The following is a 20,106-nucleotide window of genomic DNA, read 5'->3' on the forward strand; positions in this document are numbered from 1 at the left end:
TATGATATCCATTCAAAAAAGTAAGCAAACAATGCGGCGAACCGAATACAGTACACACATATGGGCTGGTTGACTTGGCGCTTCAGTCCTCTTCAAGCTCAGGCGAGCCAACGCCTTGAGACTATTTTTGTGGATGAGCATTACGGCAATTCTTCCAACACATAACCTTCTTCATCCCACACGGTGCGCTTGATTAAATCGCCGTCACGGTATACCGTTTCTGATTTTTTGGCGCCGCTTTCATACCAATCAAGCACAATGCCGTTTTGTTTGCCGTGATCAATGCTTAATTCCGACAGCAGGCGGCCTTGTTCGTTCCAGCTGACAATGCTGGTCGGCTTGTCGTCAAGCATGGTCATTTCGGTTTTCGGGCTGCCGTCGGCATACCATTGTTTCCAAACACCGTTGGCCTTGTCGTTTTTAAACTGAATTTCACTTTCTTTATTGCCGTTGCGGTAATAGCGTGCGCCGGTGCCCTCACTTTTTCCTTCTGCATAAGGCATAACGGCCGAACGCTTACCGTTGGGATACCAGTTGATCCACTCGCCGTTGGGCTTGCCGTTTTTATATTGACCGGTCATTTTTTTCTGGCCGTTGAAATACCATAAAGTCAGCACACCGTTGCTCAACACCGGCACAAACGTTTGAATCTGCCCGGCCGGCACCTGATAAGGATCAGAATATTTTTTCATCGACGGGTAATAAAAATCCTGCGAATGCGCCACGCCCTGCTGCACACGGTATTCACGCACGTATGCCACCGAAGACATGGCCGGCGTTACCCGGCCTTGCTGGTTGAAATACAGTTTCTGCGTTTGCGCCAGCGCCGGCAGCGACACGGCCATCATCGAAGTTGCCCAAACTGCTTGCCCTAATCTGTTCATTTTCTCTACTTTTGCCAGTAAGATTTCACATTAACAAACTCATACAACCCGAATTCAGACAGCTCCCGCCCATAACCGGAAGCCTTCACGCCGCCAAACGGCAAACGCAGATCGCTGCTGGTATGGCGGTTGATGAACACCGCACCCGTGGTGAGTTGGCGCGCATATTTCCATGCCTGCACTTCGTCGGCCGAATAAATGCTCGCCCCCAAGCCAAACGGATTATCATTGGCCAGCGCCACCGCATGCGCTGCATCACGTGCGCGTAACAATACTGCCACCGGCCCAAACACTTCTTCGCGATACACACGGCAGGCCGGTGTCACATTATCCAATACCGTTGCCGGATAAAACCACCCCCTGCCCTCAGGCAAAACCCCGCCGCACAAGGCCGTTGCTCCATTAGCCAGCGCATCTTCCACCTGGGCGTGCACCCGCAGGCGCAAATCTTCACGGTGCAGCGGCGCCAGTGTGGTTGAGGCATCCAACGGATGACCGGTTTTCAATTTGGCGCATTCTGCCAAAAACAGCGGTAAAAACCGATCCGCCACCGCATCAGTGATGATAATCCGCTTGGCCGCGTTACACGATTGCCCGGCATCACGAAAACGCGAATAACACGCATCGGTGGCGGCTTGTTGCAAATCCGCATCCGGCATCACAATAAACGCATTACTGCCGCCCAGCTCCAGCACCGTTTTTTTCAGATGCGCTCCGGCATGAGCAGCGAGATGGCGGCCGGTATCGGTAGAGCCGGTAAAAGCCATCGCATCGCAATGCGCCACCGCTTGCAAAGTCGCTTCATGATCAAGCCATGCCGCCTGAAACGGCAGCTCAGTGCCTGCCAAATCAAACAATGCCGCAGTTACCCGCGCCACACTCGGCGCAGGCTTGACCACACAGGCATTACCCGCACATAAAGCCGGCACGGCAAAACGCAACACCTGCCACACCGGATAATTCCAAGGCATAACCGCCAATACCACACCCAAAGGCTCAAAACACACTTGGCTCAAACTTGCCTGCGTGGCAATGGTTTTATGCGCCAGCAATTCAGGCGCCAAACGTGCATAGTAGCGGATAAGCTCCACCGATTTATCCAGCTCGGCTTCACATTCACGCAGACAGCGCCCGACTTCTTCGCAAACCATATGCGCCAAACGGTTGCGCCCGGCCGCCAGCCGGTCGGCAAATGCCGACAACAAAGCCGTGCGCCCGGTTACCGGCAGGGCGGCAAAATGCTGCTGTTGCTCGCGCAAACCGGTCAAATCACGGGCAAACAGCGGCCACGGCTGCGCCGCACGTTCATACAAAGTTTCTCCGCTGACAACATTAACACTGCGAAACACTGCTTTCTCCATAATTTCAGACGGCCAAAAGCTTTGGCAAAATACTTTTTCCGCACGCAAAGATGCCCTGATGTGTCGTTTATGGGGGAGTTTTTGTTCCTGAAAATGCAGATGCCGGGCAAAAAGCACTCGAAAATCGACACATCAGGATACCCAAGCACTCAACCCACTCCGTCATTCCGGCGCAGGCCGGCAACCGGTGCCTTACCGAAAGTTTACTTTAAAACCATATACTTGAATCAAAAAAAAGATTTCAGCCCGCATCGAAATAACGTTAATCAAACAATTTCCATTGTTTCAACAAGAATTTTGCGAGGCTCTCGGTTTTTAAATGTTATGACAGATTCACAAGGTGCCGTCTGATACCCATTCACAAAATTAAGCCAGTAAGGCGGCGAACCAACGCAGTTAGGTTATTCTGGTAAATGAATATAAATGTTAAGAAAGACATTATGACAGCTTTGCCCGCCAATATATCAAGCCATTGCAAAACGATGGGGAATTATGCCGATCGGCATAGAAATTGTTGTAAAAAAGATACCGTATAATGACAGCAATATGAAAACACCCTGTTCAAAACATTGAACAGGGTGCTGGAATTGGCACGCCCACGGGGAATCGAACCCCGGTTACCGCCGTGAAAGGGCGATGTCCTAACCGCTAGACGATGGGCGCGGATATCTTGATGGCGCACCCGGAGCGATTCGAACGCCCGACCCTCTGGTTCGTAGCCAGATACTCTATCCAACTGAGCTACGGGTGCGTGTATCACTGCGCTTCGTTAGTGCCGTGAATCAAGAGAACCGAATAATATAGAAACTGCCAAAATCTGTCTACCCTTTTTTTCACATTTTCTCATCAAAATATTTACCCGATTGAATTTAATCTGAATTTAGGAAAGCTTTTTTCAGACGGCCTGATGCCAAAGCCAGAACGCCCTAAACCATACCGATGCCGGAAACTTCACGTGCCATTTTCGCTGCCGCGTTATCAGTCATGCCGCCGACAAAATCCAGAATTTTCATATAAGCCTGATACAAACTGTCGGCTTGAGTGAGCGGATCATCATTGTTCAGCAATTCCAGCGCCAGCGATTGGCGTGTGCCCACCTGCCCTTCCGTAATCAGCGCATGCGCAGCCGGCACCAACAAATCCAGAATCGAGCCCACACAGGGAAAGGCGGCGATTTCGGTCATCAACTTACTTTGATGGCGGAAAATCCGTGTGCGCGCCAATTCTTTGGCTTTTTCCAGCGTGTTTTGCACTTCAGGGCTGCACAAAGCCAGCAAGTCTTTACCTTGAAATTCGCCATGAAGCAAATCTGATTGATGGGTCATAAAGGTTTGCGCCACATCATCAATCGCCCGACCGATGGCGATGCCGCGCAGCATGGCGCAGCGCTGGCGGCTGCTTTGCGCGTGCCAGGTGGTTTCGGTAAATGTGAGTTCGGCCAGAATGCTTTCCACTTCGCTATCGCCCAACAGGCCGATTTCCACGGCATCTTCCAAATCGAGCAAAGCATAGCAAATATCATCGGCCGCCTCCATCAGATAAGAGAGCGGATGGCGCGCCCAACGGTCTTTTTCCAACTCCGGCAGCCCCAATTCGACTGCCACGCGGCGGATGTACGGCAGCTCGGTTTGATAGATATTAAACTTCTTGCGGCCGTTGGGCGACAGCGTGGTCCACGGGTATTTCAGCAGCGCACCGATGGTGGCAGCCGTCAGCCGCATGCCACCGCGGTTGCGGTACATCTCCAAGCTCGCCAGCAAGCGCAGGCTGTGGGCGTTGCCTTCATAAGTTTGCACATCATTGCGCTCGGCTTCACTCAAGCCTGCCAGATAGCGGCTGTGGGCGGGATTGCGGAACCAGTCGCGCAAAGCATCTTCACCGGTGTGACCAAACGGCGGATTACCCAAATCGTGCGCCAGGCAGGCCACCTGCACCACCGCGCCGATATCGCTGGGGGTATTGCCCAGAGGCAGAAATTCGCCTGCCTGCATCATCATGCCGACACGGTTGCCCAAGCTGCGCCCCACACTGGCTACTTCCACGCTGTGGGTGAGGCGGTTGTGGGTGTGGTCGTGTTCGGCAAACGGATGCACTTGGGTTTTGCGCCCCAAGCGGCGGAACGCGCCGGAAAATACCACCCGGTCGTAGTCGATATGAAAATCGGTGCGCAAGGCATCGGCGCCCTCTTGTGTAGACGGCGTGCTGGTGGGCACGATTTCACCGTCTTTGGGGCGGAAACGTTGGGTGCTGAGCAATTGCTGCCAATTCATTTTGGTGGTCATCGTGGGGTTTCCTAGTATTGGCGTGAAATGAAAAGCGGTATCAGCAGCATGCCCGCCACACCCCGAAATCTGACGGCATGCGTTCAAAACGGTTGATACCAAAAGATTTTTCTATCATTGCCATATGGTAATTAGGTTTACACAAAAACAGGCCGTCTGAAATATTTGATATTTCGATCAATCAAATATTTGGGTTGTTTGCAGAGCTTTACACTGAAATAAGCTATTCGGCTATAAAACAGGCCGTCTGAAAACTTTCAGACGGCCTCGGGCATTTATTTGCCGCGCATCATTTCAAAAAAATCGTTATTGTCTTTGGAATCTTTCAGCTTGCCCACCAAAAATTCGGTGGCCTCGATGTCGTCCATCGGATGCAAAAATTTGCGCAGCAGCCACATGCGCTGCAATTGATCGTTGGATACCAGCAATTCTTCGCGGCGGGTGCCCGAACGGTTGATGTTGATGGCGGGGAACACGCGCTTCTCGGCCAAGCGGCGGTCGAGGTGCAGCTCCATATTACCGGTGCCTTTGAATTCCTCAAAAATCACATCGTCCATACGGCTGCCGGTTTCTACCAGCGCAGTGGCGATGATGGTCAGCGAGCCGCCCTCTTCGATATTCCGCGCCGCGCCGAAAAAGCGTTTCGGCCGGTGCAACGCATTGGCATCTACGCCGCCGGTGAGGATTTTGCCGGATGCCGGCACCACGGTGTTGTAAGCGCGTGCCAGGCGGGTAATCGAATCAAGCAAAATTACCACGTCTTTTTTATGCTCTACCATGCGTTTGGCTTTTTCAATCACCATTTCAGCCACTTGCACATGGCGCGCCGCCGGTTCGTCGAAAGTGGATGAAACCACCTCGCCGCGCACAGAACGAGTCATTTCGGTGACTTCTTCCGGGCGCTCGTCGATCAGGAGCACAATCAGCTCTACTTCGGGGTTGTTGGCGGTAATGGCATGGGCGATGTTTTGCAGCATCACAGTTTTACCGGTTTTCGGCGGTGCCACCAATAATGCGCGCTGCCCCATGCCGATGGGCGACACCAAATCAATGGCGCGGCCGGTGAGGTTTTCTTCAGCCTTGATGTCGCGTTCGAGCTTGAGCGGGCGGGTGGGAAACAGCGGAGTCAGGTTTTCAAACAGAATTTTATGCTTGCACACTTCCGGCTTGTCGCCGTTGATGCTGTCGAGGCGCACCAAGGCAAAATAGCGTTCGTTGTCTTTGGGCACCCGCACGCTGCCTTCGATGGTGTCGCCGGTGTGCAGATTGAAGCGGCGGATTTGGTTGGGCGACACATAAATATCGTCGGGCCCGGCCAGATAGGAAGTGTCGGAGCTGCGCAAAAAGCCGAAGCCGTCGGGCAAAATTTCAAGCGTGCCGGAGCAGGTAAAATTTTCGCCCTGCTTCATCAGCTGGCGCACAATGGCAAATACCAAATCCTGTTTGCGCAGGCGGTTGGCATTTTCAATGCCGTGTTGTTCGGCCATTTCCAGAAGTTTGGAAATGTGCTGGGTTTGTAATTCGGAAACGTGCATAGTATGAGATATCTTAAAATGTGAGAAATGGCGGCCTGAGGCCGTCTGAAAGTAAAGATGAGGATAGGGTTAAGCCGATGCGGCTTGATATAGAACGACAAAGTGCTTGTCAGACTCGGATTGTATTCAGTCGCCCCTGTTGTGTCAAATTTAATTAAGAAGCTTGAATCTTATCTGCTGCCGAAAACACAAACAGCTCATGCTTTATTTTGCCACAATCCGACCCGTGGTTTGATCCACCCGATAACGATTAATCGTACCCTCTGCAATATAACCTGCCGCTTCTTCAATGCTTGCCAGCGGCACATCAAACCACTCATGCGGGCGGTAGCTTTGCCCGTTTTTCGCCGTTAATGTGATGTTCAAGCGTTGGCCGTAGAAAAAAGTGTGCAACAATCTTTCAAAAGTATGCGGATTGATGTTGCGGCATTCAAACGCCAACACCGGCTTCACTTCACTTTCCAAAAAGGCAATATCATTTACCGATTCCGCCAAGCGGGCGGCTACCGTGGTAGTGGTAAAGCCGATTTTGTGCACATGGCGGCAGCCCGCCAATTCCGGTTTGGCGGCAGTCAAAGCCGCCACATACAACCAGCCCGTTACCTCTTCACGGCATGGGTCGCCGGAAAGCAGATCACCGTTTTCAGACGGCTTCTGCATCATCACTTTGCGCCCGTTCGGATCTTTATATACCGCCCTGGCCAACGAGCGCATCAAAATATTCGATTCTGTGGCATTTTCATAAATCAAGCGCAGACGGAATTGGGCACGATTGCTTTTGCGCGCCTCTGCCTCCACCACATCGGCTATATAGCAAAGCTGGCCGCCCAATAAAAACAGCTCGCCTTTTTGCAGATTTTGCTCGGTTTTCAAGCGTTCCAAGTGCGCCCGCCCCGCTTTCAAAGCGGCATGGGTTTGTTGGAACAAAGCCTCAAAACGCCAAAAATCCACACATTCCCGCCGCTCTGCATTGCCTTCATCGGCATAAGCTTTGCCTTGTTGCTCGCTAATATGCGTAAAATCAAAAATCTCAATATTGCCCGCATCAAGCAAATCCAAATCATCATCGTCAAAAATATCAGCCAAACTGATTACTGCTGCATCAATATTCAGCAAACCAAACTCATCATATGCCTTGAGCATTTCGGCACATTCCCCATCACGGCACAAAGACTGCAAAGTTTTCGCCAACAATTCCTCTTGAAAATCGCCACTGCTTTCAGACGGCCTGCGCTGATGCCGTCTGAAAAAATCATTCACTTCTGCAAACTGTGCGATGCCGGTTTGGTGCCGCGCATCATGCTGTATTTTCGGTTTAACATCCGCCAACAGCCCCAAATCATCGTCCTCCCAAATATCATCCAACCCGCACCGGCTTTTTCTGCGCAGCACCAGCATCACACACCACCTTTCGACAAGCTTTCCGCTTTTTTATTGCGAATATAAATCAAGGCTTCAGCCATACGTTTTTCCATGATATCGGCAGCATTTTTTGAGGGTTCGCGGCCATTGGTCTGCACAAACGTCTTAATCCGCGGCCACAGCATTACCGCTTCATCCTCACTCATGCTGATTCTGCCTGCATCCACATAATTTTGAATCGCTTTCAACAAAGCACTGTCAACATTTTTCGACAAAATCTCATACGCCTGCGCAAACGGATTTACCGCCCGAATCAAATCTACGTTTAATTTTTCGATATTAATAAATTTCTCACCCAAACGCACAAACTGCGTGTTGCCCGCTATTGATTTCTCACCTGTTTTCGGATGAACAATTTCTGCTCCTGCCGGCAGCTCGTGCTCGCGCACAATCTTCTCCGGCTGCACATTCGCCTGCTCATCGGCAGAAAGTGTCTCAATATCCACAAACAAACCGCCCTGTTCCACAAAACGGCGCTCGCCTTCTATTTGCGCATTTTCAGGCAAGCTTCGGCCATCTATCAAACCGCCGCCGCTATTGGCCGTCATTATCGTTAAAATGCCGTCTGAAACCTGCTGACGTTCATCCGCATTCAAATCAGGATAACGATGCGCCACAATTTGCGGCAGCCGCACCTCATTTACCGTTTCAGACGGCATTTCGACATTCACATAACCCCGCTGCGCCTGCTGATCTTGCGTCAGCGCCGCAATAATTTCAGTGGAATCGCCGTTTAAAATCTCCACCACTTTGGCCGACACCGGCACCACCGTATCGTCCACCACCACCGTTCCGGCAGGCAACACCTCGCCTTTGCCCACATCCGAGCGGCGACGGAAAGTGATATTCGGTGCCAGCACCTGCTCCATCAGCAACGACAGCGTAATCGCTTTCAACAGATTGTTAACCGATACTTTCACATCTTCGTCCGCCGCTTCCGGCTGCGCAATCAAATTGGTAAACTGTGCGTGGCTTTTGCCCGGGCAATCACGGGTAGCCCGACCGATAATCTGCACCACTTCCGTCATCGAGCTGCGGTAGCCGATGGTAAGCACATGCTCGCAAAAGGGCCAGTCGAAGCCTTCTTTCGCCATGCCCAGCGCGATAATAATGTCCATATCTTCACGCTCTTTTACTCCGCGCAAATATGCCTGCACTTTCGGGCGCACCAGCGGATGATCGTCCACCAGATCAGCGATTTTCAAGTAACCGCCCGCATGGGTTTTAATCGTGATAATGCCCGTAGCCTCATCGCGGCCGACTTCCTCGCCCAAAATGTCGATGATGTGGCCGACGGCAGAATATTTGTCCACCGCCGCCTCGCCCGAATTCACATTCGGAATATGGATAATCGTTTTCTTGGCCGGGTCGAGCACCTCGCCCAAGGCATCCAGATAGCGCCCCTGATAAAAATGGTAGCCCAAGCCCAGCGATTTCAAATATTGATAACCGTTTAGCTGTTCGTAATAAGTGTAGGTTACCTTTTCGAATTTTGCCTCATCTTCTTCGGTAAGAATCGGCACCGCATCACCGCGAAAATACGAGCCGGTCATCGCCACAATATGCGCTGCCGATTGCTGCATCAGCGTATCCATCAGCCCGCCCAAACGGTTGTTTTCATCCGCCGACACATGATGAAATTCATCCACTGCCACCAAAGTATGGTCAAATGCCGCCGCATTGCCGATTTCATCAAAGGCAAAACGCAAGGTGGCATGAGTACACACCAACACCTCATCATCGCCGCGCATAAAGCGGCAAAATGCTGCCACCTTGCCTTTATCATCGAGGCCGTCTGAAACGCAAAGGTTGTTTTCAGGCTTCACCCGCCAATCGGCAAAGAAACCGAAACAGCGTAAATCGGTATCGGCAAACGAGCCGCCAATCGACATTTCCGGCACCGCAATCACCGCTTTTTTCAAACCCTGATTGTTTAATTTATCCAAAGCCAAAAACATCAGCGCCCGCGATTTACCTGAAGCAGGCGGTGCTTTCAGCAGCAGATATTGCGCCTGCCGCTTGGCAAACGCACGTGCCTGCATTTCGCGCATGCCCATATTGTTTTGCTTGGTGCTCGTGCCCGTTTGCGCATATTCGACATTGAGTAAGGGGATGGTCATGTTGTTTTCCTTTTTTTTGGTTTACGTCGCTTTGAAAGTTGCGATACCGGCCGTTATTTGCTTTCAGACGGCCTTTTCTTGCTTTTAGCTGCTTTGGCTTTCGTTTTCACTTCTGCTTCGCGTTGCTGTTCTGCTGCAATCAATTGCTCATACAAACCAAACAGATGCGCCACGCGCTCAAGGCCGTCTGAAAAAGGTTTGCTGCGGTAAAGCTTATCCACCGCCGCATCCAGCGTCTGATGGGCTTGGCGCAGATTAGCGGGCATTTTGTCGGGGTCGTATAATTCAGCCAGGGTTTTGCCGGCGTTTTCGGCACGGGCCCGCAAGATATTTTTGGCCAACTCGGCAATCTGTTCCCGCGCCGCTGCCGATGCTTGCGGCCACGGAAAAGTGTTGTAAACCAAAGTGCCGGAATAGCGGTAACGACTTTCCAGACGGCCTGCCACCATGCGCATCCAATCGTTGTGCATCATCGAATTTAAAATACCGAATTCGTAATAAGTGGCGTAGGGAATCATTAAATTAGCATTACTGCTAATTACATCGGCATTCAGAAAAGCCATCGGTATATATTGACGGCGCTCGGAAGATACAGAGGGGACGAGGATATATTGGCCGTCTGAAGGTTGGCGGATTTCAGTAAACAGATGGGCCTTCTCTGCCCATTCTTGCGTTTGCTTCTTTTTACTGCTCAAACGAAATGCACGCACAGCATGCACCCGCGCCATCACTTGCGGCATAGCAGCCAATTCATCTTCGCCAATCCCCACCAGCCACAAACACCAGCGCTCTTTGCCATTGAGAAATTCATCCGAACCAAGCAGCTTTTTCATCCATTTTGCGGCTTGCGGCTCAGCGGCAAGCAAAGCTTCTTTTTCAGCAGGGCTCAATATCAGATGGCCGCCGTCTACCGGTTTGTTGCCGTACACCATAGCCGACACATCGGCCAACGGCGTTTCTCGGCTATTCACAGCCAAATTGCTGCCCGCAACCAGATACGGGCTGATATTGGCCACTTCCTGCACCACCCATTCTTGTTCAGACGGCCTGAACAGGCGGCATGGCGGGGTTTTGGCGGATTCAAAATCCGGCTCGTTATTGCCGCCGTCACCAAACGCAAAGCCTGATTGTTGGCCGCGGTATACCCTTTCCCGTGTCGGTTCGGCCGCCAAACCGATAACCACCACATGCACGGCGGCCTTTTGCCTGGCATTGTTTGCCCACGCAAAAGTTTGATAGGCAAAAGCGATGCGTGCGTTCAATGCAAAAACCGGCGGCCACAACATCGCCACTTGCTCCCCTTGGGTGATCGAATTGGTGGCCACAAATGCGAGTTTTGCACGGCTGCCCCTGATGTATTGCGCGCCTTTCCAAAACCAGCAGGCCACGTAATCGAGCATTTTGAATTTTTTAAAGCCGTCAAACACGATTTGCATGTCTTCCGTTTGCGCATCAGTGCGGTTGCCCGAACCGCCAAACGGCGGATTACCGACCAGATACACTTCATCATCGCGGTGCGAATCGCGCGGGCAGAAAGTTTCCCAATCTTGGCGCAAGCTGTTGGCGGCGAGGATGTGGCCGCTGTCTTTCAGCGGCAGCGTCGGTAAGGCATTACCCAGTTGCAGTTGGTGGGCGCTGTTCATTTGATGTTCGGCCAGCCACAACGAAAGCTTGGCGGTTTCAGCGGCAAAGTCGTCGATTTCGATGCCGTAAAAACAGCCTAAATGGATTTGGCTGACGAAATAATCATTGCTGCCCAAATCTTTGATGGCTTGGAAAATCCGGATTTCCAAACGGCGCAATTCTTTGTAGGCGATAATCAGGAAGTTGCCGGAGCCGCAGGCAGGGTCGAAAATTTTGATGCGGGAAAGGCGCATATTGAGCGCGTGCAGCTTTTGGATTTTGGTATCGGCACGAGTTTGGCCGTTGGCCAGAATCTGCTCGAAGGCCGTCTGAAAGTCGTCTAGAAAAAGCGGGCGTATGACTTTCATGATATTGGGCACAGAGGTGTAATGCTGCCCCAAACGGCTGCGCTGCACGGGATCAATCACGGCTTGAAACATCGAGCCGAAAATATCGGGATTGATATCGGCCCAATCAAGCTGCCCGCATTCAATCAGCAGGCGGCGGGCGCGGGCATCAAATTGCGGCACGGGATAATCATCGGCAAACAGGCCGCCGTTTACATAAGGGAAAGCGGCTAAATGGGCGGCTGCCCGGCACCGCTCGGGATGGCTGTCGGGCTGGTTGAGGATGCGGAAAAGTTGCGTCAGATAAGCGGCGGTGTCGCTGCCGTTTTTTTGGGTGATATTGGCCAGCGTTTGCGTGAAGCTGTTTTTAGCGAAAATACCGGTGTCTTCGGCAAAGAAGCAAAACAGCAGGCGGGTGAGGAAAATATTGAGCGCGTGAATCGCTTCGACAGAAGCATCGGGATTCAGGCTGCGAATTTGATCGGAAAGCCGTCCCATTTTTTCGGCGGCTTTGGTATCGGCAGGATTTTCACTGATGTCGCGGCTTTTTTCATAACCGGCCAACGGCAGGAAAAAGGCATAGTTTTTGTGAAGCTCTTCAAAAGGGAAATCGACTGTGTCATCAACCTTGGCATCGTAAGCGGTAATGTCTTGATAATCGGTAACGATTAAAAAGCGGATTTTATGTTGGGCAATAGCAGGCGACTGTCGCAACTGCGCCAGCGCTTCGGCCACGTCGTGCCCCCCCCCCCGACAGGTTGGAAATACAGGCGCTGTTTAAGCGCTACGGCGCCGCAATCGATATTATCGGCCACGTTGCTTGCCGCATCACCTTTTTTCAGTTTGGTGATCGTGGATTTCGGGGTATCGAAAATGCGCAAAAATTCGTAGATAAAACTATTGCGGTCAGGCTCTTGAACAAGTTTTTCAAGCGCCTCGAAAATTTGAGTGGGATGGAGTGCCATATTATTGTAGTAAGACTGTTATCCGAAATAAATAAAAGAAAGGCCATCTGAAAACGTTTTCAGACGGCCTCGCAGAAGATTTTATGCTTTGGCCTGCCAACCGTCTTTCAACGTAACCGTGCGGTTGAACACCGGTGCACCGGGCTTGTGGTCGTGGCGGTCGGTAACGAAATAGCCGAGACGCTCAAACTGATAGCGGCTTTCGGGCGCGAGGGTGTTGGCTACCGGCTCCACCCAGGCGCTGATTTCGGTTACCGATTCCGGATTGAGAAAATCGGTAAACGGCACGTATTCGCCGTCTTCGCCGCGCACGGCATCGGGGCGGGCTTCAACAAACAGGCGGTCGTATTGGCGCACGGTGGCCTGCACGGCGTGCTCGGCGGAAAGCCAGTGAATCACGCCTTTAACCTTGCGGCCTTCGGGCTTTTTGCCCAAGGTGTCGTGATCGATGCTGCACTTGAGCGACACAATGCGGCCGCCGGCATCTTTCACCACTTCTTCGCATTTGATCACATAGCTGTAGCGCAAACGCACTTCGCCGCCGGGGGTGAGCCGCTGCCAGCCTTTGGGCGGGTTTTCGCTGAAATCGTCGGCTTCGATGTAGAGGGTTTGGGAAATCGGCACTTCGCGTTCGCCGAATTCGGGATGATGCGGATGATAAGGCGCACTGCGGCTTTGGGTGAGCGCCGGATCATAATTCACCAGCTCGACTTTAATCGGGTTGAGCACGGCCATCATACGCGGTGCGCTCTCTTCCAACTCTTCGCGGATGGCGCCTTCGAGCACGCTCATATCAACAATATTTTCTGATTTGGAAACGCCCACGCGTTTGGCAAACAAACGCAGGCCTTCGGGGGTGTAGCCGCGACGGCGCATACCGGAAATGGTAGGCATACGCGGGTCGTCCCAGCCTTTAACATGGCCTTCTGTAACCAATTGATTCAGTTTGCGCTTCGAGGTGATGGAATACAAAAGCTCCAAACGTGAAAATTCGTATTGGCGCGGATGGTTGTCGATGGGGATATTATCGAGCACCCAGTCATACAGCGGGCGGTGCGCTTCAAATTCGAGTGTGCACAGCGAATGGGTAATGCCCTCGATGGCATCGGAAATGGCATGGGTGTAGTCATACATCGGATAGATGCACCATTTGTCGCCGGTGTTGTGGTGGTGCACGCGGCGGATGCGGTAAATTACCGGATCACGCAGGTTGATGTTGCCCGAAGCCATATCGATTTTCAGGCGCAGGGTTTTGCTGCCGTCGGGGAATTCGCCCGCTTTCATGCGCATAAACAGATCAAGGTTTTCTTCGATGCTGCGCTCGCGATAAGGGCTGTTTTTGCCCGGCTCGGTGAGCGTGCCGCGATATTCGCGCATTTCTTCGGCGTTCAAATCGTCAACATAGGCTTTGCCGTCGCGAATCAGGCCGACGGCATACTCAAACAGCCGGTCGAAATAGTTTGAGGCAAAACGCGGTTCGCCCGCCCATTTGAAACCCAGCCACTGCACGTCTTCTTTAATGGCGCGCACGTATTCGTCGGACTCTTTTTCAGGATTGGTATCGTCGAAACGCAGATTGCACAAGCCTTCATACACGTAGGCCAAACCGAAATTGAGGCAGATCGATTTGGCATGGCCGATATGCAGATAGCCGTTGGGCTCGGGCGGAAAACGGGTGTGGATGGTGTTGTGTTTGCCGCTTTTCAAATCTTCATCGATGATGGTGCGGATAAAATGATTGTCGGCAAATTGGTCTTTGTTCATCATATAGGGTCGTTATTTATTGGAGATGTTTAGTTTTCAGGCGGCCTTTATGTATGAGGCCGTCTGAACAAGGGATAAATCAGATAATGGTGCATTGTACCTGAAAATTCAAGCCGCGTTCAGACGGCCTGCGGCAAACAGCAAAAAGCCGCCTGAAACGGGCGGCCTGTGGTTGCGCTGTGATATTTTATTTGGCTTGCTCACCGCCAAACCACTTATCGTAAATTTTTTGATAAGTGCCGTCGGCTTTGATGGCTGCAATGCCGGCATTGATTTTAGCCAGCAAATCATCATCGCGCCCTTTGCGTACGGCAAAACCGTAATGCTCGGTTTCAAAAGCCGGGTCGCTGACGGTGGTCAGCTTGACGTTGGGGTTGTTGTTGACAAAATTCTGAATCACACCGTTATCGCCCACAGAGGCATCTACACCGCCGGTGAGCAGCTCTTTCAAGGCCAGCGGCATGGTGTCGAAACGTTTGATGTTGGCGCTGCCGGCTCCTTGCTGTTTTTGCAGCACCAAATCGCCGGTGGTGCCGGTTTGCACGGAAGCGGTATGATTTTGCAAATCGGCAAACGATTGGATATTAGCACCTTTTTCATTGGTAACAATCAGTTGCGATGCTTCAAAATAAGGGTCTGAAAAATCCATCTGCCCTTTGCGCTCTTCGGTAATGGTGACGCTGGACGACACCAGGTCGCTGTCGCCTTTATCCAAGGTGGCAAAAATACCTTCCCACGGGGTGTTGGCAAAATCAAATTTAATGCCCTGATTGGCGGCGATGGCTTCTAAAATGTCTTTCGAAAAGCCGACTACCTGGCCGTTGTCTTGATATTCAAACGGCGCATAAGTGGCATCGGTGGCCACCACATAGGCTTTTTCGGCTGATGGTGCGGCGGCGGTGTTGTCGTTTTTAGAGCAAGCGCCCAACATCAGGGCGGCGGCGATGGCGGCCAATACGGCGGTTTTCTTAAACATGGCTTTCCTCAGTTAGTTTGTGTAAATCGTCATTTACTGAATCATACACAAGTTTGATGGGCATGAACACTCAAATTGTCAACAATAATATCTTTGTGCCGATTTTCTGCCTACAGAGGCATGATATTTTTCAAATATATTAATTTTAAATATAACATAACAATAAAAGGCCGCCTAAAGCAGAATATTTCAAACAATCGGCTGTTTTCTGCATCATAACGACAGACAACACCGGAAACAAAACACCCCTATCCGCAAATCCGTTAAAATCATATTTTCTCTTTTCAGACGGCCTCAAGCTTGCTATGCATGTGCGCAAAATCATCCACATCGATATGGACGCTTTCTATGCTTCGGTAGAATTGCGTGAGCAGCCGCAACTGCGGGGCAAGCCGGTGGTGGTGGCGTGGGATGGGCCGCGTTCGGTGATTTGCGCCGCCTCATACGAAGCGCGCCGTTTCGGCCTGCACTCGGCCATGTCGGTGGCGACGGCCAAGCGTTTGTGCCCGCAAGCGGTCTATATTGCGCCGCATTTTGATTTATACCGGCAAGTGTCGCAGCAGATTCATCAGATTTTTGCACAATATACCGACCTGATCGAGCCGCTGTCGCTGGATGAGGCCTATCTGGATGTTACCCGCAATCATCAGCATATTCCCTATGCCGTCGATGTCGCCCGCCGTATCCGTGCAGACATTGCTGCTCAAACCGGCTTAACCGCTTCTGCCGGTATTGCGCCCAATAAATTTCTGGCTAAAATCGCTTCCGACTGGCGCAAGCCCAACGGCCAGTTTGCCTTGCCGCCGCAAAAAGTAGCCGCTTTTTTGGAAACGCTGCCGCTGGCCAAAATACCCGGCGTGGGCAAGGTTACGCTGCAAAAAATGAATGCGCTGGGCATGCATACTGCCGGTGATTTGCGTGCTTTCGAACGCGGCGAGCTGCTCAATCATTTCGGCCGCTACGGCTACCGCCTGTATGACCTGGCCCGCGGCAACGATGAGCGGCCGGTTAAGCCCAGCCGCGAACGTTTGCAGATTTCCACCGAAATCACCCTGCCCGAAGATTTGCCGCTGGCCGAAATCAGCCGCCATCTGCCGCATTTGGGCGACGATTTGTGGGAGCAGGTCACGCGTAAAAAAATACAGGCGCGCAGTGTAACGTTAAAACTGAAAACCGCCGATTTCCGCATCATCACCCGCTCGCTCACCTATTCGTCTGCTCTGCCCGATGCGGCTTCGCTGCAACAGGCCGCCGCCACGCTCATCCGGCGCATACCGCGCCAGCATGATGACGCATTCCGCCTAATCGGTATCGGTGTCGGCCATTTGATGCCTGCCGGGCAGCAGCAAAGCTTATGGCATGAAGAAGAAAACGAACCGCAGACCAGTGAATCTGATCAGTCTGAGGCCGTCTGAAAACCGTCACGTTTGCTTAAAAATACGCCGCTCTCGATATGGTGGGTAAACGGAAATTGGTCAAACAATGCCATGCGCCGGATATCATGCGTTTGCGTGAGTATATCCAGATTGCTGCGCAGGGTTTCGGGGTTGCAGGAGATATAAATCACATAATCAAACTGCGCTACCAGCTGCAATGTTGCATCATCGATACCGGCCCGCGGCGGGTCGACAAAAATGGTGGAAAACGCATAATCGGCCAACACAATGCCCTGCTCTTGCAGGCGGCGGAAGGGGCGGTTGCCGCGATAGGCTTCGGTAAATTCTTCGGCCGACAAACGGGCAATCTGCACATTGCGGCTGCCGTTGGCCTGAATGTTCCACAAAGCGGCATTAACAGAGGTTTTCGACACTTCGGTAGCCAACACGCGCCGAAATTTATCAGCCAGCGGCAGGGTGAAATTGCCGTTGCCGCAATAAAGCTCAAGCATGTCGCCGCCCAAACCTTCGGCGCAGCTGCAAGCCCAAGCCAGCATTTTTTCGCACACTTGCGCGTTGGGCTGGGTGAAGCTGCCTTCGATTTGGCGGTAGCTGAACGTTTTGCCGGCCACATGCAGCTTTTCGGTGACAAAATCCTGATCCAACACCACTTTTTGCCCGCGGCTGCGGCCGATGATGCGGATGACCAATTCGGCCTGCAACGCCTCTGCGGCGCGATGCCATTGGTCGTCCAACTTTTTGTGGTAAATCATCGTTACCAGCATTTCGCCGCTGAGGGTGGATAAAAATTCCACCGCATACCAGCGGTTTTTCAACACCGGCTGACCATCCACGGCAGCCATCAGGCGCGGCATCAGCCGGTTGATGGCTTCAGATGCAGGAGCAAACTGATCGCAACGGATAAGTGAACCGCCGCCGGCCTTGCGGCCGCGCTCAAACATGGCGTAAAACATGGTTTCGCCTTCATGCCACACGCGGAATTCCGCCCGCATGCGGTAATGCTGCGGCGCTGATTCGAAAACTTCCGGCACGGGGGCATTCAGGCCGCCAAACAGGGTTTGAAGGTATTGTTTTTTTTCATTCAGCTGTTGCTGGTAGTCGCTGCTCATCATCGGTTCCGTATTTTTCAATCGCTGTGATTATACGGTAATCTTGATGGCTGCGCTGTATCGGAAAAATGGTTTTGCCAAGGCTGTATATTGATGATTGAACAGCAAACACCGTATAAGCAAATTCATCTTAAAAACAGGCCGTCTGAAAAGCTTTTCCACTTTCAGACGGCCTGATAAGGCTGATATTGCGCTTACGCGATTATCTGACCGGCAGCCATCACATCATCTAAGCTGCTGTTCTGCACGGTGAGGCTGAATTGCTGATAGGCAATCTGAACATCTTCACCGCGTTGCACAGAAAAATCGGCGAGGCTGCCGTTGTCGAACAACGCGGCGGCAAACATCAGCCGGTCGCCTTCGTTGTGCGATGAGTTGAAATCGCTGATCTGATAGCTGCCGGAAGCATCAAATACAAAAGTATCGTCTCCGATACCGCCTGAAAGGCTGATGTCGTTGCCGCGCGCATACAAAATATCATTGCCCTCCGCGCCATACAGACGGATGCCGTTTTCGCCGGCAACCAGCATGTCGTTGCCTTCGCCGCCGTGCAGCAAGCCGCCGCTTTCGTTGCCATAGAGGATATCGTCGCCGTTGCCGCCAAACAGGTTTTTGCCTTTCAAGGTGTCGCTGCCGCTGCCGCCTTCTTCATGCGTTTGGTATTCCACCGATTGATTGAAACTTTTAAACAGCTTGAAGCGCACATCGGCCAGCTCGTTTTCCTGCACTTGATAAGGGCGGGTATGGCTGAGCAAATCGCCGTTAAACGTTACCTGCTCGATATTGTGCGCCTGCACCAGCTCTGCATTGCCGGCCTGCTCGAAAAACACAGTGCCGTCATTCAGATGAAAAACCTGCCAATCAGCGGTTTTGCCGTCGAGCCACAAAGTATCGCTGCCGCTGCCGCCGTCGATGCGGTCATTGCCGCCGCCGGATTTGATGGTGTCGTTGCCGGCGCCGGCATCAATATAATCGGCGGCCGAACCGCCTTTCAGCTTGTCGGCATGCTGGCTGCCGATGAGGAAAGCCGGCTGGCCGTAGTGGTCGGACGTGATGGTGTTTTTGTCTTCCACCCAGCTTATCGGGCGCGCCAGATCGGAAAGATTGGAAACGATGATGGTGCTGTCTTGAGTGGTGTGCTCATAAAATGAAGATTCGCCGATGCGGGTAATGGCATCAGTCATCATGCCGTCGACATGGGCATACCAGGCAAAAGGCAGATTGAGCAATGAAAACAGCGGCGCCGGCCACAACGGCGAAGCATAGGCATCGCCATACAGCACGATATTGTCGACACTCGAATCATACGGGGTGTCGGGATGCACCAGCCCGGGCTTGGCGGCGGCCAGCGCTTCGGCCAAAGTGGCGTGGTCGCCCGCCGCACGGAATACCACATCGTTTTCATAGCCGTAATTGAAGATAGACGGATCATCAAAAATTACCGGCGCGGCATGGCCGATATAGTCGGCATCGCTGAAAAAGCCGTCGGCCAGCGTTTCGCGGAAGCGGGCCATGATATTGGTGTAGCCGCCGCCCAGGCTGTAGCCGGTTACCACAACATCTTCGCCGCTCAAACCTTGCGCTTGGGCATAGGCTTTAACGGCTTGCAGCAAAGGCTCCATATTCGGTGCGATGGTGCCTTCGTTGAGTTGCAGATAATCCAGAATATCTACCGGCGAATTGGTGGCCGTGAACGAAACGCCGATTTTTTGAACTGCGCCGCCCTCGTCAAACTGCGCCACAATCTTGGCTTGCGGCCCGGTCAGCAGCGTGCCGCTGATCGGGCTTTTGATAATATAGTGGCCGTGCGCATCCAACGCACTTTGCGGCAGCCCTAAATCGGCCGGCGCCAATTCACGCCAACCCGCCGGTAATTTGTTGTGGGAAAAGTTGTCGATAATGCCCTTGTCTTCCAGCCAGCCGACTATTTCACCCACCGGCAAGCCCATCGGTTTGCTGAGCGAGCTGTAGGTAGCCAGTGCATGTGATGTTTGCAATAAAGCCAGCATTTCTGCCGATGAATACTGCTTGTAGTCAAAAACCGCCATATTGTTTCTCCTCTTGTGATAGAACGGATTTGTTGCTATTTCAAACAACTGTTTGAAATAGCAAGAATAAACTAGCACAAGCCGTTTTCAAAAGCAATCGGTTTTTAATTTCATTATCACTTTAATAACAAATCAGGCCGTCTGAAAAAATGTTTCGGCAGATGTGGCGTGGTGGGCTCAGCCCAAGAGCTTCGTTTGGCTTGAGTATGTTTTTTTCGTGGCAAAGCCCTCACTCCAACGACTGATCAGGCCGTCTGAAAATCATTCAGACGG

At 52.2% G+C, this 20,106-nt stretch carries 13 protein-coding genes and 2 tRNA genes; 1 reads left to right on the forward strand and 14 read right to left on the reverse strand.

What is annotated here, in order from left to right; translation table 11 throughout:
• Window positions 1-140: 140 nt before the first annotated feature.
• From LVJ83_RS08205 to LVJ83_RS08260, 12 genes are all read right to left on the reverse strand, one after another.
• A complete protein-coding gene (locus LVJ83_RS08205; protein ID WP_244784038.1) occupies window positions 141-884 on the reverse strand; it encodes a toxin-antitoxin system YwqK family antitoxin in 744 nt (247 codons plus the stop codon).
• 5 nt (window positions 885-889) lie between these two features.
• Window positions 890-2,233 (reverse strand): aldehyde dehydrogenase family protein, encoded by a 1,344-nt coding sequence (locus LVJ83_RS08210; RefSeq protein ID WP_244787708.1) that lies wholly within the window; start codon window positions 2,231-2,233, stop codon window positions 890-892.
• Window positions 2,234-2,833: 600 nt separating this feature from the next.
• Window positions 2,834-2,908, reverse strand: a tRNA-Glu gene (locus LVJ83_RS08215).
• A gap of 11 nt (window positions 2,909-2,919) precedes the next feature.
• Window positions 2,920-2,996 (reverse strand) — tRNA-Arg (locus tag LVJ83_RS08220).
• A 175-nt stretch (window positions 2,997-3,171) separates the two neighbouring features.
• Complete coding sequence (locus LVJ83_RS08225; RefSeq protein ID WP_244784039.1) at window positions 3,172-4,527, reverse strand: deoxyguanosinetriphosphate triphosphohydrolase; 1,356 nt, start codon at window positions 4,525-4,527, stop codon at window positions 3,172-3,174.
• Between the two features lie 275 nt (window positions 4,528-4,802).
• Entirely contained in the window at window positions 4,803-6,062 is a 1,260-nt protein-coding gene (gene rho, locus LVJ83_RS08230) for a transcription termination factor Rho (RefSeq protein WP_244784040.1), read from the reverse strand.
• A gap of 204 nt (window positions 6,063-6,266) precedes the next feature.
• The gene (locus LVJ83_RS08235; protein ID WP_244784041.1) at window positions 6,267-7,427 is read right to left on the reverse strand and encodes a GIY-YIG nuclease family protein; all 1,161 of its coding nucleotides are present in this window, start codon (window positions 7,425-7,427) and stop codon (window positions 6,267-6,269) included.
• 32 nt (window positions 7,428-7,459) lie between these two features.
• On the reverse strand, window positions 7,460-9,604 hold the full coding sequence (locus LVJ83_RS08240) for a DEAD/DEAH box helicase (protein WP_244784042.1): 2,145 nt from the start codon (window positions 9,602-9,604) through the stop codon (window positions 7,460-7,462).
• A gap of 53 nt (window positions 9,605-9,657) precedes the next feature.
• Complete coding sequence (locus tag LVJ83_RS08245; RefSeq protein ID WP_244784043.1) at window positions 9,658-12,309, reverse strand: class I SAM-dependent DNA methyltransferase; 2,652 nt, start codon at window positions 12,307-12,309, stop codon at window positions 9,658-9,660.
• The gene (locus LVJ83_RS08250; RefSeq protein WP_244784044.1) at window positions 12,243-12,539 is read right to left on the reverse strand and encodes a hypothetical protein; all 297 of its coding nucleotides are present in this window, start codon (window positions 12,537-12,539) and stop codon (window positions 12,243-12,245) included. Before LVJ83_RS08250 ends, LVJ83_RS08245 begins: the two co-directional genes overlap by 67 nt.
• An 81-nt stretch (window positions 12,540-12,620) precedes the next feature.
• Window positions 12,621-14,306 carry a glutamine--tRNA ligase/YqeY domain fusion protein gene (locus tag LVJ83_RS08255; RefSeq protein WP_244784045.1) on the reverse strand — a complete coding sequence of 562 codons (1,686 nt, stop codon included), beginning with the start codon at window positions 14,304-14,306 and terminating at the stop codon, window positions 12,621-12,623.
• A gap of 184 nt (window positions 14,307-14,490) precedes the next feature.
• Entirely contained in the window at window positions 14,491-15,279 is a 789-nt protein-coding gene (locus LVJ83_RS08260; protein WP_244784046.1) for a basic amino acid ABC transporter substrate-binding protein, read from the reverse strand.
• A 305-nt stretch (window positions 15,280-15,584) separates the two neighbouring features.
• Here LVJ83_RS08260 and dinB point away from each other — a divergent pair, with 305 nt between their 5' ends.
• Window positions 15,585-16,694 (forward strand): DNA polymerase IV, encoded by a 1,110-nt coding sequence (gene dinB, locus LVJ83_RS08265; protein ID WP_244784047.1) that lies wholly within the window; start codon window positions 15,585-15,587, stop codon window positions 16,692-16,694.
• Here dinB and trmA read toward each other — a convergent pair.
• Together trmA and LVJ83_RS08275 are read right to left on the reverse strand one after the other, a co-directional pair.
• Window positions 16,676-17,785 carry a tRNA (uridine(54)-C5)-methyltransferase TrmA gene (trmA, locus tag LVJ83_RS08270; protein WP_244787710.1) on the reverse strand — a complete coding sequence of 370 codons (1,110 nt, stop codon included), beginning with the start codon at window positions 17,783-17,785 and terminating at the stop codon, window positions 16,676-16,678. The genes dinB and trmA overlap by 19 nt on opposite strands.
• 194 nt (window positions 17,786-17,979) lie before the next feature.
• Window positions 17,980-19,833, reverse strand: coding sequence for a calcium-binding protein (locus LVJ83_RS08275; protein ID WP_244784048.1), 1,854 nt, complete (start codon window positions 19,831-19,833; stop codon window positions 17,980-17,982).
• Window positions 19,834-20,106: the final 273 nt, after the last annotated feature.

The organism is Uruburuella testudinis, from assembly GCF_022870865.1.
GTDB classification, from domain to species: Bacteria; Pseudomonadota; Gammaproteobacteria; order Burkholderiales; family Neisseriaceae; genus Neisseria; species Neisseria testudinis.

Excerpts from the sequence above, each read along its gene's own strand:
- LVJ83_RS08205 (WP_244784038.1), bottom strand. The coding sequence starts at position 884 with ATGAACAGATTAGGGCAAGCAGTTTGGGCAACTTCGATGATGGCCGTG.
- LVJ83_RS08225 (WP_244784039.1), bottom strand. The coding sequence starts at position 4,527 with ATGACCACCAAAATGAATTGGCAGCAATTGCTCAGCACCCAACGTTTC.
- rho (WP_244784040.1), bottom strand. The coding sequence starts at position 6,062 with ATGCACGTTTCCGAATTACAAACCCAGCACATTTCCAAACTTCTGGAA.
- LVJ83_RS08240 (WP_244784042.1), bottom strand. The coding sequence starts at position 9,604 with ATGACCATCCCCTTACTCAATGTCGAATATGCGCAAACGGGCACGAGC.
- LVJ83_RS08250 (WP_244784044.1), bottom strand. The coding sequence starts at position 12,539 with ATGGCACTCCATCCCACTCAAATTTTCGAGGCGCTTGAAAAACTTGTT.
- LVJ83_RS08255 (WP_244784045.1), bottom strand. The coding sequence starts at position 14,306 with ATGATGAACAAAGACCAATTTGCCGACAATCATTTTATCCGCACCATC.
- LVJ83_RS08260 (WP_244784046.1), bottom strand. The coding sequence starts at position 15,279 with ATGTTTAAGAAAACCGCCGTATTGGCCGCCATCGCCGCCGCCCTGATG.
- dinB (WP_244784047.1), top strand. The coding sequence starts at position 15,585 with ATGCATGTGCGCAAAATCATCCACATCGATATGGACGCTTTCTATGCT.
- trmA (WP_244787710.1), bottom strand. The coding sequence starts at position 17,785 with ATGAGCAGCGACTACCAGCAACAGCTGAATGAAAAAAAACAATACCTT.
- LVJ83_RS08275 (WP_244784048.1), bottom strand. The coding sequence starts at position 19,833 with ATGGCGGTTTTTGACTACAAGCAGTATTCATCGGCAGAAATGCTGGCT.